11 protein-coding genes are annotated in these 12,580 nt (G+C 63.3%); 5 read left to right on the top strand and 6 right to left on the bottom strand.

Annotation, left to right across the window (positions count from 1 at the left end):
• Window positions 1–68: 68 nt before the first annotated feature.
• From WDS16_RS09665 to WDS16_RS09650, 4 genes are all read right to left on the bottom strand, one after another.
• On the bottom strand, window positions 69–398 hold the full coding sequence (locus tag WDS16_RS09665) for a Rieske (2Fe-2S) protein (protein ID WP_338892327.1): 330 nt from the start codon (window positions 396–398) through the stop codon (window positions 69–71).
• Window positions 395–2,884: a nitrite reductase large subunit NirB gene (gene nirB, locus WDS16_RS09660; RefSeq protein ID WP_338892326.1), complete on the bottom strand. Its 2,490-nt coding sequence runs from the start codon at window positions 2,882–2,884 to the stop codon at window positions 395–397. The genes WDS16_RS09665 and nirB overlap by 4 nt, the downstream gene beginning before the upstream one ends.
• Entirely contained in the window at window positions 2,884–3,231 is a 348-nt protein-coding gene (locus WDS16_RS09655) for a molybdopterin oxidoreductase (protein WP_338892325.1), read from the bottom strand. Before WDS16_RS09655 ends, nirB begins: the two co-directional genes overlap by 1 nt.
• Before the next feature lie 106 nt (window positions 3,232–3,337).
• Window positions 3,338–4,252 carry a PAC2 family protein gene (locus WDS16_RS09650; protein WP_338893316.1) on the bottom strand — a complete coding sequence of 305 codons (915 nt, stop codon included), beginning with the start codon at window positions 4,250–4,252 and terminating at the stop codon, window positions 3,338–3,340.
• 172 nt (window positions 4,253–4,424) lie between these two features.
• Here WDS16_RS09650 and metH point away from each other — a divergent pair, with 172 nt between their 5' ends.
• The 4 genes from metH (at window position 4,425) to hisG (ending at window position 9,896) form a co-directional block, all read left to right on the top strand.
• Window positions 4,425–7,994 carry a methionine synthase gene (gene metH / locus WDS16_RS09645; RefSeq protein ID WP_338892324.1) on the top strand — a complete coding sequence of 1,190 codons (3,570 nt, stop codon included), beginning with the start codon at window positions 4,425–4,427 and terminating at the stop codon, window positions 7,992–7,994.
• Entirely contained in the window at window positions 7,987–8,703 is a 717-nt protein-coding gene (locus tag WDS16_RS09640; RefSeq protein WP_338892322.1) for an HAD family phosphatase, read from the top strand. Before metH ends, WDS16_RS09640 begins: the two co-directional genes overlap by 8 nt.
• Window positions 8,700–8,981, top strand: coding sequence for a phosphoribosyl-ATP diphosphatase (locus tag WDS16_RS09635; protein ID WP_156520128.1), 282 nt, complete (start codon window positions 8,700–8,702; stop codon window positions 8,979–8,981). The genes WDS16_RS09640 and WDS16_RS09635 overlap by 4 nt, the downstream gene beginning before the upstream one ends.
• 63 nt (window positions 8,982–9,044) lie before the next feature.
• Window positions 9,045–9,896: an ATP phosphoribosyltransferase gene (gene hisG, locus WDS16_RS09630; protein ID WP_338892319.1), complete on the top strand. Its 852-nt coding sequence runs from the start codon at window positions 9,045–9,047 to the stop codon at window positions 9,894–9,896.
• 2 nt (window positions 9,897–9,898) lie between these two features.
• On the opposite strand, the gene WDS16_RS09625 is transcribed toward hisG, so the two are convergent.
• Complete coding sequence (locus WDS16_RS09625; RefSeq protein ID WP_338892317.1) at window positions 9,899–10,714, bottom strand: thioesterase family protein; 816 nt, start codon at window positions 10,712–10,714, stop codon at window positions 9,899–9,901.
• Window positions 10,711–11,580, bottom strand: a complete 870-nt coding sequence (locus tag WDS16_RS09620) for a RecB family exonuclease (protein ID WP_338892315.1) — start codon at window positions 11,578–11,580, stop codon at window positions 10,711–10,713. The genes WDS16_RS09625 and WDS16_RS09620 overlap by 4 nt, the downstream gene beginning before the upstream one ends.
• A 121-nt stretch (window positions 11,581–11,701) precedes the next feature.
• On the opposite strand from WDS16_RS09620, the gene WDS16_RS09615 reads away from it, so the two are divergent.
• Entirely contained in the window at window positions 11,702–12,580 is an 879-nt protein-coding gene (locus tag WDS16_RS09615; protein ID WP_338892313.1) for a tRNA (adenine-N1)-methyltransferase, read from the top strand.

Here is a 12,580-nt window from a genome sequence, read left to right as displayed (position 1 = left end):
GATTCGCTCACTGGAACAGGGTAGGCGCCCACCACGTGCGAGTGAAAATACAGTTGCACGAGCAGCGATCACACCTGGATCGTCACCTTCCCGTCGACGACGGCTGCGGGGTAGGTCCGTACCGAGTCGATCCCGCTCGGACACGCCCCGGTATCGAGAGAGAAGGTGTACTGGTGCAGCGGGCACATGACGACCGATCCATCGATCTGACCGTCGGCCAGGGGACCGCCTTTGTGCGGGCAGACGGCATCCATTGCCCGCACGGTTCCGTCGGCGAGCAGGAAGACCGCCACCTGCTTGCCGTCGACCACGTAGGCGCGGCCCTCGCCCGGCGTCAGATCGTCTATCGACCCGACTGGGATGGCACTGACTGGGATGGCACCGGCTGGGATGCTCATCGGACCGGCACCTGGGGCAGCGGCAACAGCGGCAGCGACGGTGTGAACTGGGCGGGCGACTTCTGCTCCACCCGGTCCTGCCATGGATCCCGGTATCCGTCGACGGAGGTCTGCATGCGCTGCTCAAGTCCTTCCACAATTCCCTCGGCGTCTTCGATCAATGTCCGCTGCAACACCTCGAGGCCGATTCGGGGCACCCAGGCGTACGTACGCTCCAGCCACTGGGCGCTCTCGCGGTAGTGCTGAATGAAAATTCCCGCGACCCGAAGGACCTCGCCGGCGCCGACGACCGTCGCCAGCAGATCGCCCTTCCTGATGTGGGCCCCCGCGGCCCCGCCGACGTAGATCTCCCACTTGTCCTCGCCGACCGATACGACACCGAAGTCCTTGCACAGGGCCTCGGAGCAGTTTCGAGGGCATCCGGCCACCGCCAGCTTGAGCTTGGCCGGCGTCTCCAAACCCTGGAAGCGATCTTCGAGCGCAATACCGAGCGCAGTCGAATCACCGAGACCGAAGCGGCAGAAGTCACTTCCGACACAGGTCTTGACGGTCCGCATGCTCTTGCCGTAAGCGAAGCCGGAGGGCATGTCGAGATCGCCCCACACCTTCGGTAGATCTTCCTTCTTGATGCCGAGCAGGTCGATGCGCTGCCCGCCGGTGACCTTGACCAGCGGCACGTTGTATTTGTCCGCGACGTCCGCAATCTTGCGCAGTTGGCCCGGCGTGGTGACGCCACCTTTCATCTGCGGCACCACCGAGAACGTGCCGTCACGCTGGATGTTGGCGTGAACACGATCATTGATGAACAACGCACCGCGCTCGTCGACCCAATCGGGCCCCCAGATCGTGCGTAGCAACGACGCGAGCGGCATCTTCGACGGAACGTCCTCGCTCCCGTCGGTCGCGAGTTCGGTGAACACCTGCGATACCGAACGCAGACCGCGCTCGCGTATGACATCGATGAGAGCGGGCTTGGACAATGGAATCGATGGGACGTACCAGTCTGCTGCCGGGTCGGCCTCGAGTGCGCCACCGGCCGCGCACGCGAGAATGTCGGCCACGAGTCCCTTGCACGACCCGCAGCCCTTGCCTGCACGGGTTGCGGCGGTGACGTCGCCCATCGACTTCGCCCCGGCATGTACGCACGCGACGATCGCGCCCTTCGTGACGCCGTTGCAGTTGCACACCTGGACGTCGTCCGCGAGCTCGGCTGCACCAGTCGCCGCAGTCGGTGTCCCCATGTCGAAGAGCATGCTGATCCGCTCGTCCGGAAGCGGCACCTTCTCGTCGAACGCCTGGGTCAGGAAGTTGGCTTTGCTGATATCGCCGAGAAGCGTTGCTCCGATGAGCTTTCCGTCCCGGACGACCACGCTCTTGTAGGTTCCGCTTCTGGGTTCGTAGAACTGGACGAACTCGTCATCCTCACGTTCGGGGCCCTTCACGCCCATCGCCGCGACATCGACGCCCGCGACCTTCAGCTTCGTCGTCAATCGTGAACCGTGATATGCGGCGGAAGGATTCGCTCCAGAGAGATGTTCGGCGAGCACGACGGCCTGCTCCCACAACGGTGCCACCAACCCGTACACCTCGCCGCGATGCTGGCAACACTCGCCGACGGCATAGATGGAACCTTCGTCCTCGCAGCGCAACTGATCGTCGACGACGATTCCGCGTTCGATGACAAGGCCGCCACCTCGTGCGAACTCGACGCTCGGTCTGATTCCGGCCGTGACGACGATCATGTCTGCGGGAAGTGACGTGTCGTCGTTGAACCCGACGCCGGCGACGCGTCCTGATTCGTCCCGAAGCACCGAGGTCGTCCGTTTGGAGGTGTGCACACCGACACCGAGTGACTCGATCTTGTTGCGTAGCAGGCGACCCCCACGCTCGTCCAACTGCTGGTTCATCAGATGACCGGGGGAGTGCACGACATCGACGTCGAGGCCCTGGGTACGTAGTCCGTACGCAGCCTCCAATCCGAGCAGCCCACCACCGATCACCACGGCACGCAGATCGTCCTGGGATGCCGCCATCTGAAGCATTCCGTTGGTGTCGGCGATCGTTCGGAATCCGAATACTCCGCGGGCCAAGCGACCGTCAGGTTCACGGAGGCCGTCCATGTTGGGGAAGAACGTGTTGCTACCCGTGGCGATGATCAGAACGTCGTAGTCGACGATGCGGCCACTTTCGCAGCGGACCGACTTCGCAAACCGATCGAGTGCGATCGCCCGGTCCCCGGCGAACAGGGTGACACCGTTCTCGCGGTACCAGCTCATCGGATTGAGGAGCAGATCCTCGTCGTCGACTCCCGACTCGCCGGCGAGTACATGCGAGAGCATGATTCGGTTGTAGTTGCCGTACGGCTCGTCGCCGATCATCGTGACGTCGAACTTCTCGGCCCCGCGCTTGAGGATCTCCTCGACGGTCCGGGCTCCCGCCATCCCGTTCCCGACGACAAGTAACCGCGTTCTGGGAGCGCCGTTCATCAGATCAACACCAAACCGAAGTCGACGACGACCTCGCCCGTCGTGCCCTCGGGCGCCGCGACGACGAGCTCGAGCACCGAGTCGGGATCGACGTCCTCGACGACACGCAGCGGAATGTTCACCCCGCTCTTGGCTCCCATAGGGAACATCCGCATAGGCTGGCCGTCTTTGAGCAGCGACACCACGATCAGCTCGTCGGAGGAGTTGCCGCCGCGAAAGTACAGCGGCTGGGCGATCGATCCCGAGGGCACGACGAAGATCGTGGACGAATCCACCGCCTCGGGTTTGTCGAGTCCGTGTCCGGTGAACGGGAAGACGCCCTGAAGGAACCGCGGTGTGCTTGCCATGGACACCAGGTTGCGGTGCCCGGGTGACACCGCCGCTGCGCCTGCGTTACGTGGGGATCAGAAAGAACTCACCGAACCGCAGGAGTCCCTGTGCGGGTGTGTGCAGTCACAGACCGAAGTTACCTGGTCCACGGCGTCGTAGGTACCGTTCGAACTCCGCCGCGATCGCGTCGCCGTCGATCTTCGAGATCGCCTCGGAGATGTCCACCTCCGCGTCGCCTCGTTCCTCGAGGGTACGTACGTACTCGCTGATCTCCTCGTCTTCCTTCGTCATCTCGGTGACCGCTTCCTCCCAGTCCTCGGCCTGGGTAGGAAGCTCGCCGAGCGGCACCTCTATGTCGAGGACATCTTCGACTCGCTGCAACAACGCGACGGTCGCCTTGGGATTGGGCGGCTGCGACACGTAGTGCGGGACTGCTGCCCAGAACGACACGGCCGGAACGCCTGCCTTGACGCATTCGTCCTGCAGGACCCCCGTGATGCCGGTCGGCCCTTCGTACCGCGTCTGTTCGAGGTTGAAGCGCTCGGCTGCTTCGACGCTGTAGGCGCTACCGGTGACCGGAACGGGACGCGTGTGCGGCGTGTCGGCCAAAAGCGCGCCGAGTATGACCACAGTGTCGACACCCAACTGGTCGACGAACTCGAGCAGGTCGTCGCAGAAGCTTCGCCACCGCATGTTCGGTTCGATCCCACGCAGAAGGACCACATCACGGACACTGCCGGGGGGCGAACACACCGACAACCTGGTCGACGGCCACGCAATCTCGCGGGTGACGCCGTCGACCTGCCGGATTGTCGGCCGATTCACCTGGTAGTCGTAATAATCCTCGGAGTCCAATTCGGCCAGCGGGGTCGCATCCCAGATCAACTCGAGATGTTCGACGGCGCCACTCGCGGCGTCGCCCGCGTCGTTCCATCCCTCGAACGCGGCGACCAGAATGGGATTACGTAGCGACGGAAGTTCGAGATCCTCGTCGGAGTCGACCTCGGAATCGGACGGAAAAGGTGTTGCGTTCGACACAGCCGAGGACACCGCGGCCAGGAGCGATTCGGCTGCACTGTCCGAATTGCCGTGTCCGGTGTCGTCTCTGTCGGCGGGAAAGTTGCCGTCTCGGTTTCGGGGACTCACCACGACAGCCTACGACCAGCCCTCGCTGTCGTGGTCACGGCATGAAGCCCACTAGTCTGTAGTGATGCCTGCGCTACACAAGACAAGTCTGCTCGATGCGATCGAAACTCGCGTTGTCATCGGCGACGGGGCTATGGGAACGATGCTGCAGGACGCCGACCTCACGCTCGACGATTTCCTCGGCCTCGAGGGATGCAACGAAATCCTCAACGACACGCGACCCGACGTGCTACGTGAGATCCATCGCGCGTACTTCGACGCAGGTGCCGACGCAGTCGAAACCAACACCTTCGGCTGCAACCTGCCGAACCTCGCGGACTACGACATCTCCGATCGAATCCGGGAACTGTCGGAGAAGGGCACCAAGCTCGCGCGGGAGACCGCCGACGAGATGGGACCTGGACGCGACGGTATGGGCCGCTTCGTTCTGGGATCGATGGGTCCCGGCACCAAGCTACCGACGCTCGGTCACGCGCCGTTCGCAGTCCTGCGTGATGCGTACACCGAGGCCGCGCTGGGGATGATCGACGGCGGCGCCGACGCCATCCTCGTCGAGACCTGCCAAGACCTTCTGCAGGTCAAAGCCGCAATCATCGGTAGCCAGCACGCCATGGACAAACTTGGTGTGCGGATTCCGATCATCACGCATGTGACCGTCGAAACGACCGGTGCGATGCTCCTGGGCAGCGAAATCGGCGCGGCATTGACCGCGTTGGAACCCCTCGGCATCGACATGATCGGGCTGAACTGCGCGACCGGACCGGCCGAGATGAGCGAGCACCTCCGCCATCTGTCCAAGCATTCGACACTCCCCGTCTCGGTCATGCCCAATGCAGGCTTGCCGACGCTGGGACCCAAGGGCGCGGAGTATCCGTTGACGGCGCCCGAGCTGGCAGCTGCCCTCGGCAGCTTCGTCTCGGAATACGGCCTGTCCCTGGTCGGGGGTTGCTGCGGCACCACTCCCGAGCACATTCGGCAGGTTGCCGATCTCGTTCACGGAACTACGAAGGCGACGCGAGTTCCGACACCCGAGCCCGGGGTCGCATCGTTGTACTCTGCCGTCCCGTTCGAGCAGGATGCCAGCATTCTGATGATCGGGGAGCGGACCAACTCCAACGGTTCCAAGGCGTTCCGCGACGCGATGCTCGCCGAGGACTACGAGAAGTGCCTCGAAATCGCCAAGGATCAGACGCGCGACGGCGCCCACATGCTCGATCTCAACATCGACTACGTGGGCCGCGACGGCGCAGCGGACATGTCTGCCCTCGCGTCCCGTCTGGCGACGGCATCGACGCTGCCGATCATGCTCGATTCCACCGAACCGGCGGTTCTGGAAGCTGGACTCGAACACCTCGGCGGACGCAGTGCGGTCAACTCGGTCAACTACGAAGACGGCGACGGACCGGACTCCCGCTTCCACAAGATCATGAAACTGGTCAAAGAGCATGGCGCTGCCGTCGTCGCACTCACCATCGACGAGGAGGGTCAAGCGCGTACCGCCGAATGGAAGGTGCGGGTCGCCGACCGGCTCATCGAGGACATCACCACCAACTGGGGGCTGAGCTACGAGGACATCATCGTCGACACCTTGACCTTTCCGATCTCGACCGGGCAGGAAGAGGTCCGGCGCGACGGCATCGAGACGATCGAGGCCATCCGTCAGCTCAAGGCGAAGTACCCCAAGGTGCACACCACCCTCGGGTTGTCGAACATCTCCTTCGGTCTCAATCCTGCTGCGCGCCAGGTCCTCAACTCGGTGTTCCTGCACGAATGCACCGAAGCCGGACTCGACACGGCCATCGTGCACGCGTCGAAGATCCTGCCGATGAACAAGATTCCCGACGAGCAGCGTGAGACTGCACTCGACCTGGTCTACGACCGCCGCTCCGAAGGTTACGACCCGTTGCAGAAGCTCATGCAGCTCTTCGAGGGTGTATCGGCGGCGTCGGCTCGTGAATCTCGGGCCGAGGAACTCGGTCGGTTGCCGCTCTTCGAGCGGCTGGAACGCCGCATAGTCGACGGTGAGCGCAACGGGCTGGACACCGACCTCGACGCCGCGATGACCGAGAAGCCGCCGCTGGAGATCATCAACGAGACGCTGTTGTCCGGGATGAAGACTGTCGGCGAGCTGTTCGGTTCAGGGCAGATGCAGTTGCCGTTCGTGCTGGCCTCCGCCGAGGTCATGAAGGCCGCTGTCGCCTACCTCGAACCGCATATGGAGGCCACCGACGACGACGGGAAGGGCCGCATCGTTCTGGGGACCGTCAAAGGCGACGTCCACGACATCGGCAAGAACCTGGTGGACATCATCCTCAGCAACAACGGCTACGAGGTTGTCAATCTCGGTATCAAGCAACCCATCTCGACAATTCTCGAAGCGGCGGTCGACAAGCGTGCCGACGTCATCGGCATGTCGGGGCTGTTGGTCAAGTCGACGGTGGTCATGAAGGACAACTTGATCGAGCTCAACAACAAGGGCGTCGCCGAGAAGTTCCCCGTGCTGTTGGGCGGTGCCGCCCTGACTCGGTCCTATGTCGAGAACGACCTGCAGGACGTCTACCAGGGCGATGTGCACTACGCGCGTGACGCATTCGAAGGTCTGCGGTTGATGGACACGATCATGACCACCAAGCGCGGCGGGGGGCCGGCGCCCGACAGCCCGGAGGCGCTCGAAGCGCGAGCCAAGGCCGAGGAGCGGAAGGCTCGACACGAGCGGTCCAGGCGGATCGCCGAGCAGCGTAAAGCGGCAGCGGTTCCGGTCGTCGTTCCGGAGCGATCGGACGTCGCTATCGACGTCGAGACTCCAGTTCCGCCGTTCTGGGGCACTCGCATCGTCAAGGGTGTGTCGTTGGCGGAATACTCGGGACTACTCGACGAGCGGGCTCTGTTCCTAGGTCAGTGGGGTCTTCGCGGCGCACGCAAAGGCGAAGGCGCCACGTACGAGGACCTGGTGGAGTCGGAAGGCAAGCCTCGACTCCGGTATTGGCTCGACAGGCTCAGTACCGACGGAATTCTCGCGCATGCGGCTCTGGTCTACGGATACTTCCCGGCCGTGTCCGAAGGCGACGATGTAGTCGTCCTCACCGAGCCGACCCCCGGCGCACCCGAACGCTTCAGGTTCACCTTTCCGCGCCAGCAGCGAGATCGATTCCTGTGCATCGCCGACTTCGTTCGCTCTCGCGTGTCAGCTCGCGAGAGCGGTCAGGTCGACGTCCTGCCGATGAACCTCGTGACAATGGGGCAACCCATCGCCGACTTCGCCAACGAACTGTTCGCGGCCGATGCGTATCGCGACTACCTCGAAGTGCACGGAATCGGCGTTCAGCTGACCGAAGCGCTCGCCGAGTATTGGCATCGACGCGTTCGCGAGGAACTGAAACTCACCGGCGGCCGCACCGTCGCCGCAGAAGATCCCAAGGATGCGGAGGGGTACTTCAAGCTCGAATATCGCGGTGCCCGTTACTCGTTCGGGTACGGCGCGTGCCCGGACCTGGAGGATCGCATCAAGCTCGCGGCACTACTCGAACCAGAACGAATCGGAGTCAAACTGTCCGAGGAGCTGCAGTTGCATCCCGAGCAGTCCACCGACGCATTCGTTCTGCACCACCCGGAGGCCAAGTATTTCAATGTTTGAGTCAAATGCGTCGTCTGAATCAGATGCGTCCGAACTGCGGGGCGTCCTGTGGGACATGGACGGAACCTTGCTGGACTCGGAGAAGATCTGGGACGTCGCAGTTGCCGAGCTGTCGCTCGAACTGGGTCGTGTGCTGACCGCGGAGGTTCGAACGAGCACGCTCGGCAATTCGATGCAAGGTGCGCTTCGGAAAGTGTTCGCACACACGGGAACCGAAGCGACCGAGCAGTCGCTGGGTTGGGCTCGCGACTGGTTGACGGACCGCGTCGGGCACCTGTTCTCCGAAGGTATTCCGTGGCGGCCCGGCGCGAAAGACGCCCTCGGACTCGCGCGGGAGATGGGCCTGGGTACCGCATTGGTGACCAATACCGAACGAGGTCTCGTCGAAACAGCGCTCGAGACGATCGGGCGTGAGTATTTCGACTTCACCGTCAGCGGTGACGAGGTCGAGGAAGGCAAGCCGCACCCTGCGCCTTACCTCCTGGGCGCGTCTCTGCTCGGGCTCGACCCGTCGCACTGTCTCGCGGTCGAGGATTCCCCCACCGGTTCGCTGGCCGCGCGCCGAGCCGGGTGCTCGGTCCTGCTCGTGCCCTCCGAAGTCGAGGTGTCGGCGGAGCCTGGGTATGTCCTCCGCGATTCGCTCGTCGGGATCAACGCGGACGAGTTGCGATCCGCGTGGTGCGATGCACGCTCGGCCACCTCGTCATGAAAGAATCGCTAACTGTGAAGACCTTCGACTCCCTGTTCGCCGAGCTGACCGACCGCGCTGTCACCCGCCCAGAGGGCTCCGGCACCGTTGCTGCGTTGGATGCAGGCGTGCATGCCCAGGGTAAGAAGATCATCGAGGAAGCAGGTGAAGTCTGGATCGCCGCCGAGCATGAGGGTGACGAGGCCCTCGCCGAGGAGATTTCGCAGTTGCTGTACTGGGTTCAGGTACTCATGGTGGGGCGCGGTCTGACGCTGGACGATGTCTACCGACATCTGTGAGCGTGCTCGTTTCGAGCGGCACGCCCCCTCGCCTCGTACTTCTTCTGACCTAAGGACCTCGCAATGTTGCGTGTAGCAGTTCCCAACAAGGGCGCCCTCTCCGAATCCTCCGCCGAGATCTTGCAGGAAGCCGGCTACCGCCGGCGGAGCGACTCGAAAGATCTCACCGTCCTCGATCCGGCCAATGGCGTCGAATTCTTCTTCCTGCGCCCGAAAGACATCGCGATCTACGTCGGGTCCGGCCAGCTCGACCTCGGTATCACGGGACGCGATCTTGCGTTGGACTCAGGGGCTCCGGTCGACGAGCTGCTTTCTCTCGGTTTCGGCCGTTCGACGTTCCGCTATGCGGCCCCGCAGGGCAAGGACTGGTCCACTGAGGATCTCGGCGGGCTGCGCATCGCCACGTCGTATCCCAATCTCGTCAAAGCAGACCTCGCGGCCCGGGGTCTGGAGGCGACCGTGATTCGTCTGGACGGTGCGGTCGAGATCTCCATCCAGCTCGGGGTGGCGGACGCTATCGCCGACGTCGTCGAGTCGGGTCGATCGCTTCGTCAGAACAACTTGGTCGCGTTCGGCGAGTCGCTGTGCGACTCCGAGGGTGTACTGATCGAGCGAGCCGGAGGCGGCAGTACAGACAAGACTCGCAAGCAGCTGATCGCGCGGGTGCAGGGTGTCGTATTCGCGCAGCAGTACCTGATGCTCGACTACGACTGCCCGAAGTCCATCCTCGACGAGGCCGTGAAGATCACTCCCGGCATCGAGTCGCCCACGCTGTCTCCGATGGCGGACGAGAATTGGATCGCGGTGCGCGCCATGGTGTCTCGCAAGGTTCACAACACGGTGATGGACGATCTCGCCGACCTCGGCGCGAAGGCCATTTTGGCCTCGGACATCAGGTCCTGCCGAGCTTTCTGACCTCAGTTTCGGTCGCGCGGACGTACCAGCACGGTCTGTGCGATGCGTCCCACAGGTCCGAGATGGTCGTGAAGAACTCCTGCCGACATCGCGAAACCATCCGGACCGGTGGATGTTTCGGCCGACAGGCCGATCCATTCGCCGTCCGGGATGCGAAACAGGTGAACGGTGAGATCGGTGTTGAGAAATGTCCACCGGTCGATGTCGAGCTTGGCGCCGATTCCGTTGGCGATGTCTGCCACGGAGAACAGCCGCTCGAGTGGTGTCATGGTCTCGCCCAACACCAGACTCGTTGTCGGAGTGGCCCATACCTGACCTGGTCCGACCCCACCGATCTCGGTTATCGCGCGGATGTCCACGTTGTCGATGTATCCGCTGTTCCACGACTTGCCCCACACGTGGGGCGTGGTTTCCGAGAGGGGCCTGAGCGGAACGTCCGCTGCATGCACGACATGTGTGGTGTCCTCGGTGGCCAACCTCCATGCAGTTCCTCGGGCGACTGCGCGTTCTGTACCGCTCTCGGTGCGTGCCCACAGCTCGGCAACGACGAGTTCGATATTCTTGCCCGGCCGTTCGACCCACGATCTGACTTCGATGTCCGCGATGGGAACCGGGCCGAGAAGCTCGATCACGACTCTGGTGACGCGTACGTCCTCGCGTGCGCCGATCCGCTCCATGGCGCGCACCAGCAGCGCCGACGGTGGTGCGCCGTGCTGCATGGTGGAAGACCAGGTGCCGATGGACCGTTCGGTAGCGCCGAACACCTCGTTGCCCGCCGCATTGACGCCGAGAGGTACGAAGAACGCGTTCTCGGTCATGCCTGGGTGCTCGATGTTGCTGCCACCTCGGGCCAACCGGGGTAGGTCGGGGGAGTTCCGCCGAACTCGGGGCACAGAGCTTGGTGATCGCACCACGCGCACAGCTTGCCTTTCTTGGGCTGAAAATCACCCGATTTCCCGGCAACGAGAATGGCTTTCCAGATCGCCGACAGCATCCGTTCGAAGCGAAGTAGCTCGCCCTCGTCCGGGGTGTAGGTCAGGGACTGTTTGTCGGCGAGGTACATCAATTTGAGCTGAGCCGGGACTATGCCACGCATGCGCATGACGACCAAGGCGTAGAACTTCATCTGGAACAGCGCCTTCGCCTCGGTGAATTCCCGAGGAGCCTTGCCTGTCTTGTAGTCCACCACACGCACCATTCCGTTGGGTGCCACGTCGATGCGGTCGATGAAACCGCGCAGTGGCGTCCCGTCGTCGAGATCGATCTCGACGCGCTGCTCGCACGATTCTGGATCGAATCGAGTCGGATCTTCCATCTCGTAGTATCCCGCGACGAGGTTGCGCGCCTGCTCGAGCAACGTAGCGAGGTCGTTGTCGGAAATGAAATCGGCGATGTCCGGAGATTCTGCGCGGACACGATCCCACGCGGGCTCGACGAGACCGACTGCAGTGTCCGAATGCCGTGCCGCAGTGGGCATTCCGTACAGCGCTTCGAGTGCTGCGTGAACCACGGTGCCCTTGACCTGAGCTGTGGTCGACTTCTCTGGGATTCGATCGATGGCCCGAAACCGGTACAGCAACGGACACTGTTTGAAGTCGCCGGCGCGTGACGGTGAGAGTGCCGGCTTGCTACGCCTGAGGGGGCTGATCGGGGCAGACTGTGCGGGCGTCTCGGTAATACTCACGCCATGCACACTAAGCCCGTGGACCGACAGAACTGCGCAAGGCCGTAGTCTGGGCAGCCGAGTCGCCAGTCCATCCCGGACCGACTGCACCAATTCAGTTCATCGAAAGAGGTAGTCGGCTGTGTCTTCGGACGAGACCACGCAAGCCGTGCCCACCGGCGCCGCACGCAGCGGCCCGTTCCGGGTCGGAGATCGCGTCCAGCTGACGGACGGCAAGGGTCGGCATTACACGGTCGTTCTCGACGCCGGCAAGGAATTTCATACCCACCGCGGTGGCATCACGCACGACGCGTTGATCGGCGCGGACGAGGGCAGCGTAGTCACCTCGGTGAATGGAACGCCCTATCTCGCTCTTCGGCCGCTGCTCACCGACTACGTGCTGTCGATGCCGCGCGGCGCGCAGGTCATCTACCCGAAGGATGCAGCGCAGATCGTGCACGAAGGTGACGTCTTCCCCGGCGCACGTGTACTCGAGGCCGGTGCGGGTTCGGGCGCGCTCACATGTTCCTTGCTCCGTGCAGTGGGGACGTCAGGGACTGTCATCTCGTACGAGATCCGCCAGGATCACGCCGATTATGCGGTGAAGAACGTCGAGACGTTCTTCGGGGAGCGCCCACCGAACTGGGACCTCACCGTCGCGGACATCGATCAGTTCGGTGTCGATCATCCGGGGGAGACCGTCGATCGGGTGATCTTGGACATGCTCTCGCCGTGGGATGCGCTACCCGCGGTAGCGGATGCTCTCGTACCCGGCGGCGTCTTGATCGTCTACGTCGCCACCGTGACGCAGTTGTCGCGTGTCGTCGAGGCGCTTCGTGCACAGGAATGCTGGACCGAGCCACGGTCGTGGGAATCCATCGTTCGGGGGTGGCATGTCGTCGGTTTGGCGGTGCGTCCCGAGCATCGGATGCAGGGACACACCGCCTTCCTCATCAGCGCTCGTAAGCTGGCAGCCGGGACAGTGACTCCGAAACCGCAGCGAAGGTCCGGCAAGGGCTGA

This window comes from Rhodococcus sovatensis (assembly GCF_037327425.1).
GTDB lineage: Bacteria > Actinomycetota > Actinomycetes > Mycobacteriales > Mycobacteriaceae > Rhodococcoides > Rhodococcoides sovatense.
This window is presented reverse-complemented; position numbering and strand designations above follow the sequence as displayed.